Raw genomic sequence first — 21,000 nt, 5'->3', positions numbered from 1 at the left:
AGTGTAGCTTTGCGCGTAAGGATTCCGTGAGGACCGCGCCATCCCACCGTAGGGATTCCGTGAGGATGGCGTGAGGATGCCATCAGGAGGCGTAGTGTCGCCGGACGTGTCAGACGAAAACAGGGAGGGCGCGGAAGCACCGCCGCGCGCCAAACGCATCCTCATCGGCGAACCGCTGACGAGCCAGCAGGTCGACGACCAGCTGCTCCCGAAGCGGATGGCTCTGCCGATCTTCGCGTCCGACGCCCTCAGCTCTGTGGCTTACGCCCCGCAGGAGCTCGTGATGATCCTGCTGATCGGCGGGCTCACCTTCCTGTCGTTCACGCCGCTCGTCGCGGGCGCCGTCGTGGTCCTGCTGGTCGTGGTCGTGCTCAGCTACCGCCAGCTCATCAAGGCCTATCCGTCGGGCGGCGGTGACTACGAGGTCGCGTCGAAGAACCTCGGCGAGATCCCCGGCGTGATCGTTGCTGCGGCCCTCCTGGTGGACTACGTGCTGACCGTCGCCGTGTCGGTCGCCTCCGGTGTCGACAACATCATCTCGGCGGTGCCCGGTCTCGACCCGTTCCGCGTGGAACTCGCCGTCGGCTTCGTGATCCTCATCATCGTGGTGAACCTGCGTGGCGTGCGCGAGGCGTCTCTGGTCTTCGCGATCCCGACGTACGTGTTCATCGGGTCGGTCGGCATCATGATCGTCACCGGACTCATCCGCACCTTCCTCGGCGATGCCCCCGTGGCCTCGAGCCACGATTTCAGCGTGCAGGCGGAGAGCCTCGGCCAGGCGGCCGTGATCCTGCTGATCCTGCGCGCGTTCTCGAGCGGATGCTCGGCCCTCACCGGTGTCGAGGCCGTCTCGAACGGGGTGCCCGCCTTCCGCGCCCCGAAGATCCGCAACGCCCAGTCGACCCTCGTGCTGATGGGCAGCATCGCCGCGTGCCTGTTCGCCGGTCTGACCGCGCTCGCCCTCATCACAGGTGTGCACTACGCCGAGAACCCGTGCGACCTGGTCGGCTTCGACTGCACGAACCCGCAGCCGAGCCTCATGGCGCAGATCGCCGCCGCGACGTTCGGCGGAGGCAGCATCCCCTTCTTCATCATCCAGGCCGCCACCGCGTGCGTGCTGCTGCTCGCGGCGAACACCGCGTTCAACGGCTTCCCGCTGCTGGGGGCCGTGCTCGCGCGTGACGGCTACGCGCCCAAGTCGCTCAACACCCGCGGCGACCGCCTGGTGTTCTCGAACGGCATGATCCTGCTCGGCATCGGCGCCATCGTGGTGCTCCTGGTGTTCCAGGCGAAGCTGACCACGCTGATCCAGCTGTACATCATCGGGGTGTTCGTGTCGTTCTCGCTCGGCCAGATCGGCATGGTGCGGCACTGGCGACGCGTGCTGCGCGGACCGACGGAGGACAAGGCCGGCCCGGGGATCGACGGCGCATCGGCCGCGGACCGCCGCGCGGCGAAGGTCGGGCTCATCATCAACTCCACCGGTGCCGTGATGACCGTGCTGGTGCTCGTCATCGTGACGATCACGAAGTTCACGCACGGTGCGTATCTGGTGTTCTTCGCGATCCCGATCCTCGCCTTCCTGATGCTGGGCGTGAAGCGGTACTACCGCGACGTCGAACACGAGATCGCGATCGACGACACCACGAAGTTCGGCGCGACCGGCGACCTGGCGATCGTGCTCGTCAACCGTCTGCAGAAGCCCGTCGTGAAGGCCATCGACTACGCGATCGCGGCGAAGCACGGCAAGACCCTCGCGGTGCACGTGGCCGTGGCCTCCGACGACGCGGCGCAACTGCAGAAGGACTGGGCCGACCATCTGGTGCCGATCCCGCTCGTGATCGTCGAGTCGCCGTATCGCTCGTTCGCGCAGCCGGTGACGCAGTTCATCAAGCAGTACCGCGAGAAGCACGGCTCGTCCGTCGTGACCGTGTACCTGCCGCAGTACATCGTGGGCCACTGGTGGGAGTCGTTCCTGCACAACCGTCGCGCCCGCCGGCTCGCCAACCAGCTCATGCTCGTGCACGGGGTGTCGATCACGCTGGTCCCGTGGCTGCTCGACTCGTCGGAGCTCATCTACGGTCGCCGCTCCCGTCCGCTGCCCGGTCAGGAGCGGGGCGGTCGCCCGGTGGTCGTCAGCGGTCGGCGTGCGCACCGTCCCGCTGGTCCGCCCCAGGACGGCGTGCCCGAAGCGTGAACTCTTCGGGGCGGATCGCGCAATACAGAGTATGAGCACTCTCGACGACGCGATCTTCCGCCCGGCCCTCGATCCTGCCTCGGTCTCGCTACCGAAGACGACCTCGGTGGATCTCACCTGGCTCTGGGCCGACCTGGGCGCGAAGCCCGAACAGCGCTGAACGCCCTCAGGCTCCGTCGAGCACGGCACCCAGGATGACGGCGGCCTCGGAGAAGCGGGCAGGGTCGGCGTTGGCGTAGTTGAGTCGTACGTAGGAACCGGACGGTTCGGCCGGGAACCACTCCGACCCCGGCGCGATGATGAGCCCGCGCACCTCGCACTCGCGCACGACCTGCACGACATCCGTCCCGTCGGGCAGCCGTACCCACAGGTTGAGGCCCCCCGCCGGAACGCCCTCGACGTGCGCGGAGGGTGCGTGCGTCGCCAGGCTCGCGAGCAGCAGGTCGCGGCGCGCGCGCAGGTGCTCCCGGAATCCGCGGAGGTGCGTGCGCCACGCGGGCTGGGTGACCACGTCGAGCGCGGCGGCCTGCAGCAACCCGCTCACGTACATGGACTCGGCCGCCCGATCGGCGAGGATGCGATCCCGTGCCGGGCCGCGCGCGATCACGGCGGCGACGCGCAGGGCGGGCGAGGCGCTCTTGGTGAGCGAGCGCAGGTAGACCACGTGGCCGTCGTCGTCGGACGCGACGATCGGACGCGGGTCGGCATCGATCCCCAGGTCGTGCGCCCAGTCGTCTTCGATCAGGAAGGCTCCGTGGCGGCGGACCGTCTCGAGCACGGCCTCCCGCGTGGCAAGCGGCCACTGCGCCCCGGTCGGATTCGCGAACGTCGGCTGCGCGTAGAACGCCCGAGCCCCGGTCTGCGCGAACGCCCGCTCGATGTCGTCGGGATCGGGGCCGTGCGCGCCGGAGGGGATCGGCACCAGCGTCACACCGGCCTGCGCCGCGGCGAGCAGCGCGCCCCAGTACGTCGGCGACTCGATCAGCAGCGGTTGCCCGACGCCCACGACCGCGCGGAAGATCGAGCTGAGCCCGCTCTGGCTTCCCGAGATGATGAGCGCGTCCCGCGCGGAGGCCGGGGTGATGCCGACGGGAGCGGCGGATGCGAGCTCGCCGGCGAACCAGGCCTGCAGCTCCGGAAGACCCGCAGCGGGGGAACGGGTCAGTGCCGCGTCCGAGCGAGCCGCGCGCACGAGCGCCTGCCGCACGAGCCGCTCCGGCAACAGGTCGACCGCGGGATAGCCCGAGTGCATACCGATCGCGTCGGGGGCGACAGTGCGCTGCGTCGACGACAGGCCGATGAGGCCCGTGGGCGCCGTGCCGAGGGCAGCCGTCTGCCAGCCGTAGTCGACCGAGCGGGCACGCGGCACGGCACGAACGAACGTCCCCGCTCCGGGTCGCGACTCGACCAGGCCGAGTCGGACGAGCTGCTGCATCGCCTTCTGCACCGTCACCGGGCTCGCCCCGTACTCGGCCATGAGGGCCCGGTTCGATGGCACCCGTGCACCGGGCGACGCCGAGGCGATCCACGCGCGCACGCCGGCGACGATGCGGTCACTGCTATCCTGACTCATGAAAGTAGACAGTAGCGTTATCGCCTCGCGATCGACAGTGCTATCGACGCGCGACGGCCTGTGGTGGGGGCTCCTGGGCGTTCTCGCCTTCTCCTTCACCCTCCCGTTCACGCGCATCGCGATCGGCGGGCTCACGCCGCTCTTCATCGGATCCGGCCGCGCGGTCATCGCCGCCCTCCTCGCCGGGATCGCCCTGGCCGCGACCCGCCAGCGGACACCGACCGGACGGCAATGGGCACGCCTCGCGATCGTCGCCGGCGGAGTGGTGGCCGGGTTCCCCCTGCTCACCTCCTTCGCGATGACCACGACCCCCGCCAGCCACGGCGCCGTCGTGATCGGCCTGCTTCCCGCCGCGACCGCGGTCGCCGTGGTGCTCCGCACCGGGGAACGCCCCGCCCGATCCTTCTGGGTGTTCGCGCTCCTCGGCGCCGTCGCCGCGATCGCTTTCGCCGCACTGCAGAACGGCGGGCTCGGCTCCCTCACCGGAGCAGACCTGCTGCTGTTCGGTGCCGTCGTCGCCGCGGCGATCGGATACGCGGAGGGAGGACTGCTCGCCCGCGAGCTCGGCTCCTGGCAGACCATCTCCTGGGCGTTGATCGTCGCTGCTCCGCTGATGGCCGTGCTGACCGTGGTGGCAGCGGTCCAGCAGCCTCCTGCAGCGACCCCCGTGCAGTGGCTGGCGTTCACGTACCTCGCTGCGGTGAGCATGTTCCTCGGCTTCTTCGCCTGGTACCGCGGTCTCGCGATCGGGCCGATGGCACAGGTGAGCCAGATCCAGCTCGTCCAGCCCGTGATGAGCATCGCCTGGGCTGCGCTCCTGCTGCACGAGCCGATCGGCTGGGCCACCGCGGTCGGCGGATTCACCGTGATCGCGTGCGCCGCGCTCGCGGTGCGCACCCGCCTGATCGGTCACCCGACAACCACCCGCCGCACGCCCACGCCCCACACGAAGGAGTCCTGATGCGTCACACACCCCGCTACCTGATGACCGACCCCGTCGAGGTGAAGCGCCTGATCCGCGGCAACCCCTGGGCGACGTTCGTCTCCCCGACGAGCACGGGACTCATCGCCTCGCACTACCCCGCGCTGCTGGTCGAGGACGAGGACGACATCGTGATAGCGAGCCACTTCGGACGGCCGGATGAGCAACTCCACGAACTCGGTCGGCACGAGATACTCGTGATCATCCAGGGACCGCATGACTACGTGTCGCCGAGCCTCTACGCGCCCGGCGACCTGGTGCCGACCTGGAACCACGTCACCGCGCACCTCTACGGCATCCCCGAGATCCTCAGCGAGGAGGAGAACTACGCCATGCTCACGCGCCTGACCGACCACTTCGAGGACCACCGGGCGCACGGTCGCCACCTGTCGGAAGACGAGGAGGGCACACGACGAGCGGCGAAGGGGACGGTCGGTCTGCGGATGCGCGTCGCCCGGTTCGACGCCCGCGCCAAACTCAGCCAGAACAAGTCACCTGAGGTGCGAGAGCGCATCACCGCGCAGTTCACCGAGACCAACGCGGCCCTCGCAGCCGAGATGCGTCGGGTCGGCGAGGCTCCCCGCTGACCGGGTCGTGACACTAGTCACCCCAGCCTGTGGCACGATGTCGACCCTGAGCCTGACGCGGCAGGTGAGCGGGCTAGCCCGCGACCAGCATCAGCACGAGCACCGCGGCGAGCACGGTCGGGACGGCGGCCACCACGCCCCACAGCATGAAGCGGCTCCACCGGATCGTCACGCCCAGCGCGACGATCCGGTTGTGCCAGAGCAGCGTCGCGAGCGATGCCCACGGGGTGATGAGCGGGCCGATGTTCACGCCGATCAGCAGGGCCATCAGGGCGACGGGATCACCGGCGGCAGGCTCGAGCACGAGGTACGCCGGGAGGTTGTTGATCGCGTTGGCGCTCACGGCCCCGAGCGCGGCCAGCCGGAACAGGTCGCCGGGAGAGTCGCCGCTCGCGGTGGGCGAGGTCAGGAAGTCGAGCAGCCCCTGCGCGTGCGCGGCCTCGACCAGCACGAACAGCGACGCGGCGAGCGCGATCGCCTGCCACGGGACGAGCGAGAGCCGCAGGGCGCGGCGTCGACGGACGGCGAAGAGCACGATCAACGCGAGAGCCGCGACCGTGGCCGGGATCCACACGTCGTGGGTGAGCGCGAGCAGCGGCATCAGCACGAGGAGGATGCCGGTGGCGCTCCAGAACAGCGTCGGATCGGCCGGCCGCCGCGGCACGGGCGTCTCATACGCACCGAAGACCGTGCGCCGATGCAGGACGGTGAGGATCGCGACCGGCACCAGGATCCCCACGAGCGTGGGCGCCCAGCTCAGCGCGATGAACGCCCCTGGCCCTTCCCCCATGGCGGGCGCGGCGAGCAGGTTCGTGAGGTTCGAGACCGGCAGCGCGAGAGATGCCGTGTTGGCGAGCCAGACGGTGGCCAGGGCGAACGGCAACGGGGAGACGCCGATGCTCTGCGCCAGCACGACGACCACCGGGGTGACGATCACGGCAGTGGTGTCGAGCGAGAGGAACACGGTGCTCACCACGGCGAGCACGACCACCAGCGCCCACAGCACCGCGACGCGGCCCCGGCCCCAGCGTGCGAGACGCTGGGAGACGACGTCGAACACCGCCGCGTCGCGGGCGAGCTCGGCGACGATCGTGATCGCGACGACGAACCCCAGCACGGGTGCGATCCGTTCGCCGAGCGCACCGGCATCGGCCCGCGGCAGGAACCCCGTGAGCACGCACACGAGCGCCGCGACCACGAGGGCGGCGACGATCCACGTCCCGGTCCCGATGCGCATCCTTCTGATTCCCACCTCGTGAGCATAGGGCCCAACCGTGAGCAACCCGCATGCATCGGGGCGGAGGGCGTAGGGGAAGCGTGAGGATCGCGGCGATGGGGGCCGTGCGGGAGTTGTATCGGATCCGTGCTCGACATCATCTACATCGCGCTGACTCTCGCGCTGTTCGCCCTCGTCTCCCTGGCGGCCAAGGGGGTGGAGCGACTGTGATCGTCTTCGAGATCCTCGCGGCCGCCCTCGCGGTCGCCGCCGTCGTCTACCTCGTGGTGGCGCTCGTCGCCCCGGAGAGGTTCTGATGGACGCGACGATCGGGTTCGGCATCCTGCAGGTCGCGGCCGTCGTGGTCGTGCTCGTGCTCCTCTACCGCCCCCTCGGCGACTACATCGCCCACGTCTACACCTCGGCACGCGACCTGCGGGTCGAGCGCGGCGTCTACCGGCTGATCGGGGTCGACTCGTCGTCCGAGCAGACCTGGCGCGCCTATGCCCGCAGCGTGCTGGCGTTCTCGGTCGTCGGGGTGCTCCTCGTCTACGGGCTTCAGCGGCTGCAGGCCTTCCTGCCGCAGTCGCTCGGGCTCCCGGCTGTGCCGGAGGGGCTGTCGTTCAACACCGCGGCCTCCTTCGTCGCGAACACCAACTGGCAGTCGTACTCCCCCGAGCAGACGATGGGCTTCACCGTGCAGCTCGCTGGTCTCACGGTGCAGAACTTCGTCTCGGCCGCGGTCGGTCTCACCATCGCGATCGCCCTCATCCGCGGTCTCGCCCGCCGGGGTTCGACCACGATCGGCAACTTCTGGGTCGATCTGATCCGCGGTCTCGGCCGCATCCTCCTCCCGATCGCCCTGATCGGCGCCGTGGCCCTGCTCGCGGGCGGCGTGATCCAGAACTTCGCCGGTTTCACCGACGTCACCACGGTGTCGGGCGGCACGCAGACCATCCCCGGCGGCCCTGTCGCCTCGCAGGAGGCCATCAAGCTGCTCGGCACCAACGGCGGCGGCTTCTTCAACGCCAACTCCGCGCACCCGTTCGAGAACCCGACCGGCTTCACGAACCTGCTGCAGGTGCTGCTGATCCTCGTGATCCCGTTCGCACTGCCCCGCACGTTCGGCCGCATGGTCGGCGATCATCGTCAGGGCTACGCGATCGCCGCGGTCATGGGCACGATCTTCCTCGTCTCGACCTTCGCCCTCTCGGCGCTCGAGCTCGCGGGCCGCGGTACGGCGCCCGAGCTCGCCGGGGCCGCGATGGAGGGCAAGGAGGTGCGCTTCGGCATCCTGGGTTCGACCCTGTTCGGCAGCGCGAGCACCCTCACCTCGACGGGCGCCGTCAACTCGATGCACGACTCGTACACGGCGCTCGGCGGCATGATGCCGATGCTGAACATGATGCTCGGCGAGGTCGCTCCCGGTGGCGTCGGCTCGGGCCTGTACGGCATGCTCGTGCTCGCGATCATCGCGGTGTTCGTCGGCGGACTGCTGGTCGGGCGCACCCCGGAGTATCTCGGCAAGCGGATCGGGCCGCGGGAGATCAAGCTCGCGAGCCTGTACATCCTGGTGACGCCGACCCTGGTGCTGGTCGGCACCGCGATGAGCTTCGCGATTCCCGGCATCAGGGAGGACGTGGAGTCCACCAGCATCCTGAACCCCGGGGTGCACGGCATGAGCGAGGTGCTCTACGCCTTCACCTCGGCGTCGAACAACAACGGCTCCGCTTTCGCCGGACTCACCGCGAACACCCCGTGGTTCAACACCGCCCTCGGCATCGCGATGCTGCTCGGCCGGTTCCTGCCGATCGTGCTCGTGCTGGCCCTCGCCGGCTCGTTCGCGGCGCAGGAGCGCATCCCCGCCACCTCCGGCACCCTGCCGACGCACCGACCCCAGTTCGTCGGTCTGCTCCTCACCGTGACGGTCGTCGTCACCGCGCTCACCTACTTCCCTGTGCTCGCACTGGGCCCGCTCGCTGAAGGACTCGTCTGACCATGACCCTCATCACCACCCCCGCGGAATCCTCCTCCGAACAACAGGATGCTGCGGCATCCGCCCCCACCGCACCGCGCTCCTTCGGCTGGTCGCAGCTCGTGCAGGCCCTTCCCGGCGCCGTGCGCAAGCTCAACCCGGCAGCTCTCGTGCGCAACCCCGTCATGCTCCTGGTCTGGGTCGGCGCCGCGTTCACGACGGTGCTCGCGATCGCCGAGCCGTTCGTGGGCGGCCCGGCGGACTCCGGCGGCACCCCGGTGCCCGCGCCCTTCACCTGGGGCATCGCCATCTGGCTGTGGCTGACGGTGCTGTTCGCGAACGTCGCCGAGTCTGTCGCCGAGGGCCGCGGCAAGGCGCAGGCCGCAAGCCTGCGCAAGACCCGCACCAGCACGATGGCCCGGCGCGTGGTCGGCTACGACGGCACGGCGGATGCCGCGGCCGAGCACGCAGCGACCGCCCAGGTCTCGTCGGCCGAGCTGCAGCGCGACGACATCGTGATCGTCACGGCGGGCGAGCTGATCCCCGGCGACGGTGACATCGTCTCGGGCATCGCCACCGTCGACGAGTCGGCGATCACGGGCGAGAGCGCTCCAGTGATCCGAGAGTCCGGTGGCGACCGCAGTGCGGTGACCGGTGGCACCCGGGTGCTGTCGGACCGGATCGTGGTGCGCATCACCTCGAAGCCGGGCGAGACCTTCGTCGACCGCATGATCGCGCTCGTCGAAGGTGCCAGCCGTCAGCGCACTCCCAACGAGATCGCGCTGAACATCCTGCTCGCGAGCCTGTCGATCATCTTCGTGGTCGTGGTGCTGGCCCTGAACCCGATCGCGTCGTACGCCGCCTCCCCCGTCAGCATCCCGGTGCTCATCGCCCTGCTCGTCTGCCTGATCCCGACCACCATCGGGGCGCTGCTCTCGGCCATCGGCATCGCCGGCATGGACCGGCTCGTGCAGCGCAACGTGCTCGCGATGTCCGGTCGTGCGGTCGAGGCCGCGGGAGATGTCACCACCCTGCTGCTCGACAAGACGGGCACCATCACGTACGGCAACCGCCGGGCGCACGAGGTGCTGGCTCTTCCGGGTGTCGATGCAGACGAGCTGCTGCGCGTCGCGGCGCTGTCGTCTCTTGCGGACCCCACCCCAGAGGGTGCCTCGATCGTCGAACTCGCGGCCGCGCAGGGCATCCGGGCGATCGCCCCCGATGACGCCGTTGTCGTTCCGTTCACGGCACAGACCCGTATGTCGGGCCTCGACCTGGCCGACGGCACGCAGATCCGCAAGGGTGCCGGCTCCGCTGTCCGCGCCTGGCTCGGACTCGACGGCGACGACCTCGAACTCACGAGTCGCACCGACGCCGTGGCCGAGAGCGGCGGCACTCCTCTCGTCGTCGCGGTGAAAGGCCCTTCGAGCGCCCGCATCCTCGGCGTCGTGCACCTCAAGGACATCGTGAAGGACGGCCTGCGCGAGCGCTTCGACGAGCTGCGGGCGATGGGCATCCGCACCGTCATGATCACGGGCGACAACCCGCTCACGGCCGCCGCCATCGCGAAGGAGGCCGGTGTCGACGACTTCCTCGCCGAGGCCACCCCCGAAGACAAGCTCGAGCTCATCCGGCGGGAGCAGGAAGGAGGACGCCTGGTCGCGATGACCGGTGACGGCACGAACGACGCCCCCGCCCTCGCGCAGGCCGATGTCGGCGTCGCGATGAACACCGGCACCTCGGCGGCGAAAGAGGCGGGCAACATGGTCGACCTCGATTCCGACCCCACCAAGCTCATCGACATCGTGCGCATCGGGAAGCAGCTGCTCATCACGCGCGGAGCGCTCACCACGTTCTCGCTCGCGAACGACATCGCCAAGTACTTCGCGATCATCCCGGCGATGTTCATGGGGGTCTTCCCCGGACTCGCGGCCCTGAACATCATGCAGCTGCACTCGCCGGCATCCGCTGTCACCAGTGCGATCATCTTCAACGCGATCGTGATCGTGTTCCTGATCCCGCTGGCCCTGCGAGGGGTGAAGTACCGCCCGGCGAGCGCCTCGCAGATCCTGCAGCGCAACCTGCTGATCTACGGTCTCGGCGGTGTGATCGCCCCGTTCATCGGCATCAAGCTCATCGACCTCGTGATCAGCCTCATCCCGGGCTTCTGACCCCGGCTCTGAAACGGAATCCAGAACATGTCATCCACTCGCACCACGCTCCGCACCACCGGAGTCGCCCTCCGCGCGATGGTGGTCCTCACCCTCGTGCTCGGCGTCGGCTACACACTCCTGGTCACCGGCATCGGCCAGCTCCTGCTTCCGTGGCAGGCCAACGGCTCGCCGCTGCCCGACGACAAGGGCAGCTCGCTGATCGGCCAGTCCTTCACAGACGCAGACGGCGAGGCGCTCCCGGAGTACTTCCAGTCACGCCCCTCCGCCGCGGGCGACGGATACGACGGAGCCGGCTCCAGCGGCAGCAACCTCGGGCCGGAGAACCCCGACCTCGTGACCGCCATCGCCGAACGCAAGGCTGCGATCGCGGAGCGCGAGGGCGTCGACCCGTCGCAGGTGCCGGCCGATGCGGTCACGGCATCCGGCTCGGGGCTCGATCCGCACATCAGCGTCGCGTACGCGCTGCTGCAGGTGCCGCGGGTGGCCGAGGCCCGCGGGCTGTCCACGCAGGAGGTGCGCGACCTCGTGGAGTCTAGGATTCAAGGGCGGGATCTGGGATTCCTCGGCGAGGAGCGCATCAACGTCGCCGAACTCAACCTCGCGCTCGATGACCGGGAGGGCGAATGACCGCAGCACCTCTTCGTCGAGCCCAGGGCCACCAGCGCCGGGGGCGGCTCCGAGTCCTGCTCGGGGCCGCCCCCGGCGTCGGCAAGACCTACGAGATGCTCGCCGAGGGACGGCGGATGCTCGACGAGGGCCACGACGTCGTGATCGCGATCGTGGAGACGCACGAGCGCGCCGCGACACAGGCGCAGACTGCAGGGCTCCCCGAGGTTCCACGGCGAGTCGACCTGCACCGCGGAGTCGCGCTGACCGAGCTCGACGTGGACGCCGTGCTCGACCGCGCGCCCGAGATCGCCCTCGTGGACGAGCTGGCGCACACGAACGCCCCCGGCTCCCGCAACGCGAAGCGCTGGCAGGACGTGGACGAGCTGCTGGACGCCGGCATCGACGTGGTGACCACGGTCAACGTGCAGCACATCGAGTCGCTCAACGCCGTGGTCGAGAAGATCACCGGCATCGCACAGCAGGAGACGATTCCGGACGCCGTGGTCCGTGCCGCCGACGAGATCGAGGTCGTCGATCTGGCCCCGCAGACCCTGCGTGATCGCCTGTCGGCAGGACTCGTGTATCCCGCCGAGCGGATCGACGCCGCCCTGTCGAACTACTTCCGCCTCGGCAACCTCACCGCACTGCGCGAGCTGGCCCTGCTCTGGCTCGCCGACGAGGTCGACAGCGCGCTGCGCAGCTACCGTGCCGAGCAGGGCATCGAGGGCACATGGCAGGCCAGGGAGCGCGTGGTCGTCGCCCTGACCGGAGGGCCAGAGGGCGAGACCCTCCTCCGCCGTGGAGCCAGGATCGCGGCCCGCTCCGCCGGTGGGGAACTGCTCGCCGTGCACATCTCCGCGCAGGACGGTCTGCGCGACGAGACGCCCGGTGCCCTCGCCGCACAGCGCACCCTCGTGGAATCGCTCGGCGGCACCTATCACCAGGTCGTCGGCGACGACATCCCTGCCACGCTCGTCGAGTTCGCACAGGGCGCCGACGCCACTCAGCTCGTGATCGGCGTCAGCAGACGCAGCCGACTGGCCGCCGCTCTCACCGGTCCCGGCATCGGCTCGGAGGTCATCCGGCGCTCCGGCGACATCGACGTGCACATCGTCACCCATGCCGCGGCGGGCGGGCGGATGGTGCTCCCGCGCATCAAGGGCGGGGCTCTGGGCTGGCGGCGGCAGCTGCTGGGGTTCGGCGTCGCCCTGGTGTTCGGTCCGATCCTGTCGTGGATCATGTACACGTATCGCAGTCCCGAGTCGATCACCGCCGAAGTGCTCGCCTACCAGCTGCTCGTGGTCGTGGTCGCCCTCATCGGCGGCATCCGTCCCGCGGTGTTCGCCGCCGTGCTCTCGGGCATCACCCTCGACTTCCTCTTCGTCGCGCCGCTCTTCACGATCACGATCGCGCACCCGCTGCACGTGCTGGCTCTCGCGCTCTACGTCGTGATCGCGATCCTGGTCAGCATCATCGTCGACCAGGCTGCCCGTCGAGCCCGCACCGCCCAACGTGCGGCCGCCGAAGCCGAGCTGCTCGCCGCCGTCGCCGGCAACGTGCTGCGCGGTGACAACGCGGTGCTCGCCCTGGTCAGCCGCACCCGAGAGGCGTTCGGCCTGAGCGGCGTGCGCCTGCTCGCACCGGATGGCGAGGTGCTGGCGAGCGACGGCGAGCCCGTGGCCGACGGACGCGCCACGACCATCCCGGTCGGAGTCGTCACCGGCGGGGGTCCCCGTGCGGTGCTGGAGCTGAACGGAGAGCCGCTCGCCGGTCCCGAGCGTCGGCTGCTGGATGCGATCGTCGCCCAGCTCGCCGCCGCGATCGAGCACACCGATCTGCGGGCCACCGCCAGGGAGGCTGAGGCTCTGGCCGAGACCGATCAGGTGCGCAGCGCTCTGCTGTCGGCCGTGAGCCACGATCTTCGGCGTCCGCTCGCCTCCGCGGTCGCCGCGATCGGTGGTCTTCGCGGTGCCCACGGACTGTCCGAGTCCGACCGCGCCGAGTTGCTCGCGACCGCCGACGAGAGCCTCGCGACGCTGTCGACGCTCGTCACGGATCTGCTCGACGTGAGCCGCGTGCAGGCCGGAGTCCTGGCGGTCTCATCGTCCCGGATGGACGCTGCGGGCATCGTGCTCACAGCCGTCGACGAGCTGGGTCTCGGCCCGTCCGACGTCGAGCTGGCCCTCGACCCCGATCTGCCCCCGCTGCACGCCGACCCCGTGCTGCTGCTTCGCGTGCTGGTCAACGTGATCGCCAACGCCCACCGGCATGCCCCTGACGACTCACGCATCATCGTCTCCACGAGCGCTCTCGGCGACCGTGCCGAGATCCGCATCATCGACCGCGGGGAAGGCGTCTCGCCCGAGCGGCGCGACCGCATCTTCCAGCCGTTCCAACGCTTCGGCGACACCGACAACACCACGGGACTCGGTCTGGGACTCGCCCTGTCGCGCGGGTTCACCGAGGGCATGGGCGGTACCCTGACACCCGAGGACACCCCCGGCGGCGGCCTCACGATGGTCATCTCCCTGCCGCTGGCCGCAGGATCCCGCGACATGGAAGGCACGGAGTGAAGCTCCTCATCGCCGACGACGATCCGCAGATGGTCCGCGCCCTGCGGATCACCCTCGCCGCCCACGGCTACGACGTGGTGGTCGCCCCCGACGGAGCGGCCGCGATCGCCGCAGCCGCTCAGACGCATCCGGATCTCATCATGCTCGATCTCGGCATGCCCCGCCTCGACGGCATCGAGGTCATCCAAGCGCTTCGCGGATGGACCAACGTGCCCATCATCGTGGTGTCGGGACGCACGGGGTCCGCCGACAAGGTCGAGGCACTCGACGCCGGGGCCGACGACTTCGTGACCAAGCCGTTCCAGGTGGACGAGCTGCTGGCACGTCTGCGGGCGCTGTCACGACGGTCTGCTCCGGCGGGCGGCGAGTCCACGGTGGCTTTCGGCGATGTGGTGGTCGACCTCTCGACCAAGACCGTCACCCGCGGCGGCACGAGGGTGCACCTCACGCCGACCGAGTGGCGCATGCTGGAGCACCTGTCCCGGCACCCGGGCGCACTCGTCACCCGCCAGGATCTGCTCAAGGAGATCTGGGGCAGTGAGCAGGTGTCCGACTCCGGCTACCTGCGCCTGTACATGTCGCAGCTGCGCAAGAAGCTGGAGCAGGAGCCGGGTGCTCCGGTGCATCTGCTCACCGAATCGGGCATGGGCTACCGGCTCGTGCTCTGAGCCCCAGCGCTCCGGATGCGCGACCGGCGCACGACCGCCGCGACCCCGGTGAGCACGAGCAGCACGGCCACGATGATCGCGGCGATCGCCGTCGCGGTGCTCTCGGGCTCTCCCGTGAGGCGACCGACCGCGAGCCAGGCGAGACCCCAGGCCGTCGCGAGGGCAGGAGCGATGCGTCCGGTGGCCCACGCCGCGGCAGCCCCGATCACCAGGACCACGATGAGCACGGCGATGGCCCAGGCATCCGCTGCCTGCGCCCAGCTCTCCGGAGCGATCTGCGTGAACCACGCGGCCGTGTTCGCCACCGTCGCGATGGTGACCCAACCGAAGTGCAGGCCGTTCGCGCCGTCGGTGAGGATGCGGTCGGCGAGGTTCCGGGAGGGAAAGCGGCCGAGCAGCACGATCACCCGCGCGAGCACGGCCAGGAGCGCCGCGATCACGACGACCGTGAGCCACAGCGTCAGGAACCGTGCGGTCACCAGCCACAGCCCGTTCAGCACCATCGAGGCGGCGATCCACCCGCCCACGGCCTGCTGACGCGGATCCTGCCGCTGAGCGGGGAGCGCCTGCCACACCGTGTACGCGATCAGGCCGAGGTAGATCAGCGACCAGATCGAGAATGCGGGCCCCGCCGGCGCGAGGTACGAGCCCTGAGCCGAGAGCGCCCCGTCCTGCAGATCGTCGACGGACGCGCCGCCGAATGCTCCGGCCCCGACAGCGGCCGCGATCACCATGAATGTCGCCGCCGCGATGATCAGCGCCTGACGACCGATGCCCTTCGTGCGTGATTCCATGTCCCGAAGGCTACGGCTGCGTTTCCTCGGTCGCACCGGCCTTGACAGAGGTGCGCCGTTTCGCTAACCAGGTTAGCCAAAATATGATGATGCGCCGGGCGAGAGTTCAGGCGCGGGCGAAAGCCGCGTCGATCAGCACCTCGGCCGCACCCCGCGCCTGTGCGGCGACGGCCGGATCGGCCGAGATCGCCGCGGTGCTCTGCGCTCCTTCGGCGAGGATCGACAGCTGCGCGGCGAGCGCGGGCGGAGCTCCGGTGTCGGCGACGAGGCCGGCCATGTACTCCTGGAATGACGCCTTGTGCGCCCGCACGATCTCCGCGACCTCCGCATTGGTGCCGCCGAGTTCGCCGAACGCATTGATGAAGGCGCATCCACGGAAGTCGTCGGCGCAGAACCAGTTCTCGAGGTACCCGTAGACGGCCAGGATGCGCGCACGGGGGTCATCCCCCGCATCCGACACCGCCCCCGAAAGGCCGGACTCCCACTCCGCGTGCTTGCGCGCCAGCACGGCCGCGACGATGTCGCTCTTAGCGGGGAAGAGCGCGTAGAGGCGGCGCAGCGACACGCCGGCGGCCGAGCGCAGCTCGTCCATGCCCACAGCGGCGTAGCCCTTGCGGTAGTAGAGCTCCTCCGCGGCGGACAGAATGCGCTCGCGAGCCTCGTCTTCGGTCATGTCCAGAAGTCTACTTGACACGAGAACGAACGTTCTCTAGATTGAGGACATCGAGCGAGAACGACCGTTCTCACCGGAACCGAAAGGATCAGGACCATGGGCTACATCACCGTCGGAAACGAGAACAGCACCGCGATCGAGCTCTACTACGAAGACCAGGGAGCCGGTCAGCCCGTCGTCCTGATCCACGGCTACCCGCTCGACGGGCACAGCTGGGAGCGCCAGACCCGCGAACTCCTCGCCCAGGGCTACCGCGTCATCACCTACGACCGCCGCGGATTCGGCCAGTCCTCAAAGGTGAACTCCGGCTACGACTACGACACGTTCGCCGCCGACCTGAACACCGTGCTCGAGACCCTCGACCTGCGCGACGTCGTGCTCGTCGGCTTCTCGATGGGCACCGGCGAGCTCGCCCGCTACGTCGCCCGCTACGGGCACGACCGCGTCGCCAAGCTCGCCTTCCTCGCCTCGCTCGAGCCGTTCCTCGTGCAGCGCGACGACAACCCCGAGGGCGTGCCGCAGGAGGTCTTCGACGGCATCGAGGCCGCGGCGAAGGGCGATCGCTTCGCGTGGTTCACCGACTTCTACAAGAACTTCTACAACCTCGACGAGAACCTCGGCTCGCGCATCAGCGAGCAGGCCGTGACCGGCAGCTGGAACGTCGCGATCGGCAGCGCGCCCGTGGCTGCCTACGCCGTCGTGCCCGCCTGGATCGAGGACTTCCGCTCCGACGTCGAGGCTGTGGCTGCGGCCGCGAAGCCCACGCTCATCCTGCACGGCACGAAGGACAACATCCTCCCGATCGATGCCACCGCGCGCCGCTTCCACCAGGCGGTCCCGGAGGCCGACTACGTCGAGGTCGAGGGCGCCCCGCACGGCCTGCTCTGGACCCACGCCGACGAGGTCAACGCCGCGCTGAAGACCTTCCTCGCGAAGTAACCCCTTCCCCGCCAGCCGTCCACTCCGGGGCAGGCAGGCCGAAACGGAGACGACCCGGCATCCGGGCGGCGCGTCCACACAAGACACGCCGGCGGATGCTCGGGTCGTCTCCGTTTTGGCAGGAAGGAGGAAGGGCAGGAAGAGGGAGGAGGGGGGTCAGCCGCGCATGGCGACACCGCGGCGCCAGTAGCCCATGAAGGCCACCTGGCTGCGGTCGATGCCGAGGTCCTTGACCAGGTGGCGACGCAGCGTGGTGACCACGCCGCTCTCCCCCGCGATCCAGAAGTAGCGTTCGGCCGGAGCGTCGGCCGTGGCGATGTCCTCGCCGAGACCGGAGTACTCCGGCGTCTCCCACAGCAGGTCCTCGCCGTCGATGTCCTTCACCCGGATCTCGTCCGCAGCGTCGGCGTCTCCGAGGTGGCCGAGCACGGCGGGGATCAGTCGCAGCCCGTGCGGCTCGCCGGCATCACGGGGAAGCCAGTGCACCTCGACCCCTGAGGGCACGTCGATGCGCAGGATGTCGGCAGGCGAGGGCACCTCGATGAAGGCGACACCGCGCAGGTCGCGAGGCGCATCTTCCAGGATGCGGGCGATCGCCGGAGCAGCCGTCTCGTCGCCCGCGAGCACGACCGATGCCGCGGTACCGGGGGCGAACTCGGCCCCTCCGTGCGCATCCACGTCCACCCCGCGGCGGGGTCCGACCAGGTAGAGCTCCTGCCCGACCGCGGCCTGGCTCGCCCACAGGGAGGCCGGCCCGGTCAGACCCGGCTCGAGGTGCAGCACGAAGTCGACGTCCACCTCGGTGCCGGTCTCGTCGTCGACCCGCAGCTCGCGCACGGAGTAGGTGCGCATGGATCCGCGCTCCTCCTCCGGCACGGCGAGGAAGGCCTGCCACCAGTTGTCCGATGCCCTGTCGAGGTCGGGCAGCGCCCCGGACGCGGGCGGGAAGACCAGCTTGATGCGACTGTCGAACACCTCGCCCGGTGTGCCGAACTCGCTCAACTCGTCTCCACCGAAGGTCACCCGCACGAAGGAGGGCGAGACACGCGCGACGGCCCGCACCTCGGCGCGGGTGAGGATGTAGGTCGGGCGCTCGGTCGTGGTCGTCTCAGCGGACATGGTGCCTCCCGATGGGTGTGACCATCGGCTTGCCGGAGACCGGATCGATGGTGATCTGATTGGCGAGGCCGAAGACCTCTTCGACGAGTTCGGCGGTGACGATGTCGTGCGGCGCACCGGTCGCGTGCACCCGCCCGTCCTTCATCGCCACCAGCTCGTCGGCGTAGCGGGCCGCGAGGTTGAGGTCGTGCAGCACCATCACGATCGTGGTGCCGCGCGAGACGCTCAGGTCGGTGAGCAGATCGAGCACCTCGACCTGGTGCGCGACGTCGAGGAAGGTCGTCGGTTCGTCCAGCAGCAGGATGTCGGTCTCCTGCGCGAGCGCCATCGCGATCCACACGCGCTGGCGCTGACCGCCCGAGAGCTCGTCGACGCTGCGGTCGGCGAGGTCGGAGATGCCGGTCGCGTCGAGGGCGTCTGCCACCACCTCGTAATCGTGCGTGCTCCAGCGGGCGAGCATCTTCTGATGCGGGTGCCGTCCGCGGCCGACCAGATCGGCGACCGCGATGCCCTCCGGCGCGACGGGCGACTGCGGAAGCAGCCCGAGGATGCGCGCGACCTCCTTGGTCGGGCGTGCGTGCACCGACTTGCCGTCGAGCACGATCTGCCCGTCGCTCGGCGACAGCAGACGGGCGAGCGAACGCAGCAGCGTCGACTTGCCGCATCCGTTCGCTCCCACGATGGTCGTGATGCGGCCGGGGGCGATCTGCAGGTCGAGACCGTCGATGATGGTGCGGTCGCCGTAGGCGAGCGTGACGCCCTCGGCGGACAGGCTGTGCGAGACGGTCAAAGCGAACCCCCGGAGCGGTTGGTGCGGATGAGGAGATAGATCAGGTACGGCGCACCGACGACGCCGGTGATGACTCCGACGGGGTAGCGGGTTCCGAAGGCGAACTGGCCGATGAGGTCGCCGGCGAGCACGAGCAGAGCCCCGACGAACGCCGACGGCAGGAGCAGGTTCGCGCCTGGACCCGTGATGCGCGCGGCGATGGGCCCCGCCATGAACGCGACGAAGGCGATGGGCCCGGTGGCGGCCGTCGCGAATGCGAGCAGCGCGACCGCACCGAGGATGAGCAGCAGGCGGGTGGCGTTGACGCGGATGCCGAGTCCCGCCGCGGAATCGTCTCCCAGCTGGAGCGCTCCGAGTGCGCGGCCCTGCGACAGCATCAGCGGCACGATGATCAGCGCGGCGATCGCCATCGGCAGCACCCGCTCCCACGACGCGTTGTTGAGGCTTCCGGTGAGCCACTGCATCGCGGTCTGGATGTCCCAGTTCGCCGCGCGCGACAGCAGGTAGGAGATGACGCTCTGCAGCATCGCCGCGATGCCGATCCCGATCAGGATGAGTCGCGTGCCGGCGAAGCCGCCTTTGATCGAGAGGAGGTAGATCACGAAGGCCGTGACCACGGCACCGACGAGCGCGAGCAGCGACACGACCGGCCCGTTGACGGAGAGCACGATGATGCCGAACACGGCTGCAGCTCCGGCGCCGTTGGAGATGCCGATGATGTCGGGCGAGGCGAGGGGGTTTCGCAGCATCGTCTGGAAGCAGACGCCCGCCATGCCGAAGGCGATGCCGGTGAGGACGGCGAGCACCGCGCGCGGCAGCCGCAGGTCGCCCACCGTGAACGACGCCCCCGGCACGGTCTCGCCGAGGATCACGCGGATCACCTCGTCCGGCGTGTAGAACGTGTTCCCCACCATGAGGGCGACCGCGAAGAGGGCGAGGACCAGGACGCCGAGCACGATAGTGGCGATCGCGTGACGACGGTGGCGCGAGCGTCGGCCCGCGACGATCCGCGTGATGCGGGCGGAGGCGGACTCCTCGCGGCGTTCGAGGGTGTGCTCGGTGTGCTCGGTCGTGCTCACAGCTCACGCACCTTCTGCCGACGGACGATCCAGATGAAGAACGGCGCTCCGATGATGGCGGTGATGATGCCGACCTGGATCTCCTCGGACGACGGGGCGATCACGCGGCCCACGATGTCGCTCGCCGTCAGCAGGGCGGCGCCGGCGATGGCCGAGAACGGAAGCAGCCAGCGGTGGTCGGTCCCCACCAGCATGCGGCACACGTGCGGGATGATCAGCCCGACGAATCCGATGGGTCCGGCGATCGCGGTCGCGGCCCCGGCGAGGATCACGGCGCCGAGTGCAGAGATCATGCGGGTGCGGAACACGTTCTCGCCGAGACCCTTGGCCATCTCGTCGCCGAGGGCGAGGGAGTTCATGCCCCGCGAGCACAGGAAGCAGATGAGGGCGCCGACGGCGAGCACCGGCGCGGTCAGGGCGATGCGCGGCCACTCCGCTCCGCCGACGCCGCCGATCTGCCAGGACTGGAACGTCTGCAGCAGGTCGACGCGGGGCAGCATCACGGCGCTGATGAGCGAGGCGAAGGCGGCCGATGTCGCCGCCCCCGCGAGGGCGAGCTTGAGAGGGGTCGCTCCCCCGCGCCCGAGCGAGCCCACCGTGTAGACGAAGACGGCGGCGACGCCGGCACCCACGATCGCGAAGGCCATCTGCCCGTAGGGGTCGGCGAGTCCGAAGAAGGCGATGCCGCAGACGACCGCCAGGGAGGCGCCGTTCGAGACGCCGAGGATGCCGGGGTCGGCGATCGGGTTCCGAGTGACCGCCTGCATGGTCGCTCCGGAGAGGGCGAGTGCAGCGCCGACGAGGAGGGCGAGCACGGTGCGCGGTATGCGCTTCACGATCGCGGCCTCGGCGATCGTGTCGGTGTGGCCCGTGAGCGCGGCGACGATGTCGTCGAACGAGACCGCGCGCACGCCGAAGGAGATCGACAGGACGCTGAGGACGACGAGCACCACCAGCCCGACGAGGAGCCAGATGGTTCGCACCAGCACCGGGCGCCGCAGGTCTGCGGCGCCCGGTGCTGGTGCGATGACGGTTGCTGAGGTCACTGAGCA

At 69.7% G+C, this 21,000-nt stretch carries 19 protein-coding genes; 11 read left to right on the top strand and 8 right to left on the bottom strand.

The genetic code is table 11. The features are described 5' to 3' along the window. Positions 1-76: 76 nt before the first annotated feature. The gene (locus ABRP18_RS02140; protein ID WP_349885440.1) at positions 77-2,197 is read left to right on the top strand and encodes an APC family permease; all 2,121 of its coding nucleotides are present in this window, start codon (positions 77-79) and stop codon (positions 2,195-2,197) included. A 31-nt stretch (positions 2,198-2,228) separates the two neighbouring features. Further along, positions 2,229-2,357: a hypothetical protein gene (locus ABRP18_RS02135; protein WP_257022224.1), complete on the top strand. Its 129-nt coding sequence runs from the start codon at positions 2,229-2,231 to the stop codon at positions 2,355-2,357. Between the two features lie 6 nt (positions 2,358-2,363). Here the strand turns inward: ABRP18_RS02135 and ABRP18_RS02130 are convergent, their stop codons facing one another. After that, complete coding sequence (locus ABRP18_RS02130) at positions 2,364-3,770, bottom strand: PLP-dependent aminotransferase family protein (protein WP_046746780.1); 1,407 nt, start codon at positions 3,768-3,770, stop codon at positions 2,364-2,366. Between ABRP18_RS02130 and ABRP18_RS02125 the strand changes: the two genes are divergently transcribed. Both ABRP18_RS02125 and ABRP18_RS02120 read left to right on the top strand, forming a co-directional pair. After that, positions 3,769-4,731, top strand: coding sequence for a DMT family transporter (locus ABRP18_RS02125; protein WP_349885439.1), 963 nt, complete (start codon positions 3,769-3,771; stop codon positions 4,729-4,731). The two genes, ABRP18_RS02130 and ABRP18_RS02125, sit on opposite strands and share 2 nt — an antisense overlap. Beyond that, positions 4,731-5,339 (top strand): FMN-binding negative transcriptional regulator, encoded by a 609-nt coding sequence (locus ABRP18_RS02120; protein WP_193762432.1) that lies wholly within the window; start codon positions 4,731-4,733, stop codon positions 5,337-5,339. The genes ABRP18_RS02125 and ABRP18_RS02120 overlap by 1 nt, the downstream gene beginning before the upstream one ends. Positions 5,340-5,412: 73 nt before the next feature. Here ABRP18_RS02120 and ABRP18_RS02115 read toward each other — a convergent pair whose 3' ends face one another. Then, the gene (locus ABRP18_RS02115; RefSeq protein WP_061016208.1) at positions 5,413-6,576 is read right to left on the bottom strand and encodes an SLC13 family permease; all 1,164 of its coding nucleotides are present in this window, start codon (positions 6,574-6,576) and stop codon (positions 5,413-5,415) included. 206 nt (positions 6,577-6,782) lie between these two features. Here ABRP18_RS02115 and ABRP18_RS02110 point away from each other — a divergent pair, with 206 nt between their 5' ends. Genes ABRP18_RS02110 through ABRP18_RS02085 form a run of 6 tightly spaced genes read left to right on the top strand, consistent with a single transcriptional unit; the run spans position 6,783 to position 14,554 of the window. Next, positions 6,783-6,872 (top strand): potassium-transporting ATPase subunit F, encoded by a 90-nt coding sequence (locus ABRP18_RS02110; RefSeq protein ID WP_017201862.1) that lies wholly within the window; start codon positions 6,783-6,785, stop codon positions 6,870-6,872. Further along, positions 6,872-8,551: a potassium-transporting ATPase subunit KdpA gene (gene kdpA, locus ABRP18_RS02105; protein ID WP_349885437.1), complete on the top strand. Its 1,680-nt coding sequence runs from the start codon at positions 6,872-6,874 to the stop codon at positions 8,549-8,551. Before ABRP18_RS02110 ends, kdpA begins: the two co-directional genes overlap by 1 nt. 2 nt (positions 8,552-8,553) lie before the next feature. Next, positions 8,554-10,701, top strand: coding sequence for a potassium-transporting ATPase subunit KdpB (kdpB, locus tag ABRP18_RS02100; RefSeq protein WP_349885436.1), 2,148 nt, complete (start codon positions 8,554-8,556; stop codon positions 10,699-10,701). 27 nt (positions 10,702-10,728) lie between these two features. Then, positions 10,729-11,331, top strand: coding sequence for a potassium-transporting ATPase subunit KdpC (kdpC, locus tag ABRP18_RS02095; protein WP_349885435.1), 603 nt, complete (start codon positions 10,729-10,731; stop codon positions 11,329-11,331). Continuing rightward, on the top strand, positions 11,328-13,886 hold the full coding sequence (locus tag ABRP18_RS02090; RefSeq protein WP_193762429.1) for an ATP-binding protein: 2,559 nt from the start codon (positions 11,328-11,330) through the stop codon (positions 13,884-13,886). Before kdpC ends, ABRP18_RS02090 begins: the two co-directional genes overlap by 4 nt. Next, a complete protein-coding gene (locus ABRP18_RS02085; RefSeq protein ID WP_046746772.1) occupies positions 13,883-14,554 on the top strand; it encodes a response regulator in 672 nt (223 codons plus the stop codon). Before ABRP18_RS02090 ends, ABRP18_RS02085 begins: the two co-directional genes overlap by 4 nt. Here the strand turns inward: ABRP18_RS02085 and ABRP18_RS02080 are convergent. Together ABRP18_RS02080 and ABRP18_RS02075 are read right to left on the bottom strand one after the other, a co-directional pair. After that, positions 14,536-15,348: a tryptophan-rich sensory protein gene (locus tag ABRP18_RS02080; protein ID WP_061016200.1), complete on the bottom strand. Its 813-nt coding sequence runs from the start codon at positions 15,346-15,348 to the stop codon at positions 14,536-14,538. The two genes, ABRP18_RS02085 and ABRP18_RS02080, sit on opposite strands and share 19 nt — an antisense overlap. Before the next feature lie 106 nt (positions 15,349-15,454). Next, positions 15,455-16,021, bottom strand: a complete 567-nt coding sequence (locus tag ABRP18_RS02075) for a TetR/AcrR family transcriptional regulator (RefSeq protein ID WP_179516293.1) — start codon at positions 16,019-16,021, stop codon at positions 15,455-15,457. A gap of 96 nt (positions 16,022-16,117) precedes the next feature. Between ABRP18_RS02075 and ABRP18_RS02070 the strand changes: the two genes are divergently transcribed. Further along, positions 16,118-16,960 carry an alpha/beta fold hydrolase gene (locus tag ABRP18_RS02070; RefSeq protein WP_061016195.1) on the top strand — a complete coding sequence of 281 codons (843 nt, stop codon included), beginning with the start codon at positions 16,118-16,120 and terminating at the stop codon, positions 16,958-16,960. 156 nt (positions 16,961-17,116) lie between these two features. On the opposite strand, the gene ABRP18_RS02065 is transcribed toward ABRP18_RS02070, so the two are convergent. Genes ABRP18_RS02065 through ABRP18_RS02050 form a run of 4 tightly spaced genes read right to left on the bottom strand, consistent with a single transcriptional unit; the run spans position 17,117 to position 20,994 of the window. After that, complete coding sequence (locus tag ABRP18_RS02065) at positions 17,117-18,079, bottom strand: siderophore-interacting protein (protein WP_193762427.1); 963 nt, start codon at positions 18,077-18,079, stop codon at positions 17,117-17,119. After that, positions 18,069-18,869 (bottom strand): ABC transporter ATP-binding protein, encoded by an 801-nt coding sequence (locus ABRP18_RS02060; RefSeq protein ID WP_349885434.1) that lies wholly within the window; start codon positions 18,867-18,869, stop codon positions 18,069-18,071. Before ABRP18_RS02060 ends, ABRP18_RS02065 begins: the two co-directional genes overlap by 11 nt. Then, positions 18,866-19,948, bottom strand: coding sequence for an iron chelate uptake ABC transporter family permease subunit (locus ABRP18_RS02055; RefSeq protein WP_193762426.1), 1,083 nt, complete (start codon positions 19,946-19,948; stop codon positions 18,866-18,868). Before ABRP18_RS02055 ends, ABRP18_RS02060 begins: the two co-directional genes overlap by 4 nt. Further along, entirely contained in the window at positions 19,945-20,994 is a 1,050-nt protein-coding gene (locus ABRP18_RS02050; RefSeq protein WP_061016191.1) for an iron ABC transporter permease, read from the bottom strand. The genes ABRP18_RS02055 and ABRP18_RS02050 overlap by 4 nt, the downstream gene beginning before the upstream one ends. Positions 20,995-21,000: the final 6 nt, after the last annotated feature.

Source organism: Microbacterium sp. WHRI 7836 (assembly GCF_040223885.2).
Taxonomy (GTDB): domain Bacteria; phylum Actinomycetota; class Actinomycetes; order Actinomycetales; family Microbacteriaceae; genus Microbacterium; species Microbacterium oxydans.
This window is presented reverse-complemented; position numbering and strand designations above follow the sequence as displayed.

Coding starts and splice junctions, on each gene's coding strand:
- ABRP18_RS02140 (WP_349885440.1), top strand. CDS start 77: ATGCCATCAGGAGGCGTAGTGTCGCCGGACGTGTCAGACGAAAACAGG.
- ABRP18_RS02135 (WP_257022224.1), top strand. CDS start 2,229: ATGAGCACTCTCGACGACGCGATCTTCCGCCCGGCCCTCGATCCTGCC.
- ABRP18_RS02125 (WP_349885439.1), top strand. CDS start 3,769: ATGAAAGTAGACAGTAGCGTTATCGCCTCGCGATCGACAGTGCTATCG.
- ABRP18_RS02130 (WP_046746780.1), bottom strand. CDS start 3,770: ATGAGTCAGGATAGCAGTGACCGCATCGTCGCCGGCGTGCGCGCGTGG.
- ABRP18_RS02120 (WP_193762432.1), top strand. CDS start 4,731: ATGCGTCACACACCCCGCTACCTGATGACCGACCCCGTCGAGGTGAAG.
- ABRP18_RS02115 (WP_061016208.1), bottom strand. CDS start 6,576: ATGCGCATCGGGACCGGGACGTGGATCGTCGCCGCCCTCGTGGTCGCG.
- kdpA (WP_349885437.1), top strand. CDS start 6,872: ATGGACGCGACGATCGGGTTCGGCATCCTGCAGGTCGCGGCCGTCGTG.
- kdpB (WP_349885436.1), top strand. CDS start 8,554: ATGACCCTCATCACCACCCCCGCGGAATCCTCCTCCGAACAACAGGAT.
- kdpC (WP_349885435.1), top strand. CDS start 10,729: ATGTCATCCACTCGCACCACGCTCCGCACCACCGGAGTCGCCCTCCGC.
- ABRP18_RS02090 (WP_193762429.1), top strand. CDS start 11,328: ATGACCGCAGCACCTCTTCGTCGAGCCCAGGGCCACCAGCGCCGGGGG.
- ABRP18_RS02080 (WP_061016200.1), bottom strand. CDS start 15,348: ATGGAATCACGCACGAAGGGCATCGGTCGTCAGGCGCTGATCATCGCG.
- ABRP18_RS02075 (WP_179516293.1), bottom strand. CDS start 16,021: ATGACCGAAGACGAGGCTCGCGAGCGCATTCTGTCCGCCGCGGAGGAG.
- ABRP18_RS02070 (WP_061016195.1), top strand. CDS start 16,118: ATGGGCTACATCACCGTCGGAAACGAGAACAGCACCGCGATCGAGCTC.
- ABRP18_RS02065 (WP_193762427.1), bottom strand. CDS start 18,079: ATGTCCGCTGAGACGACCACGACCGAGCGCCCGACCTACATCCTCACC.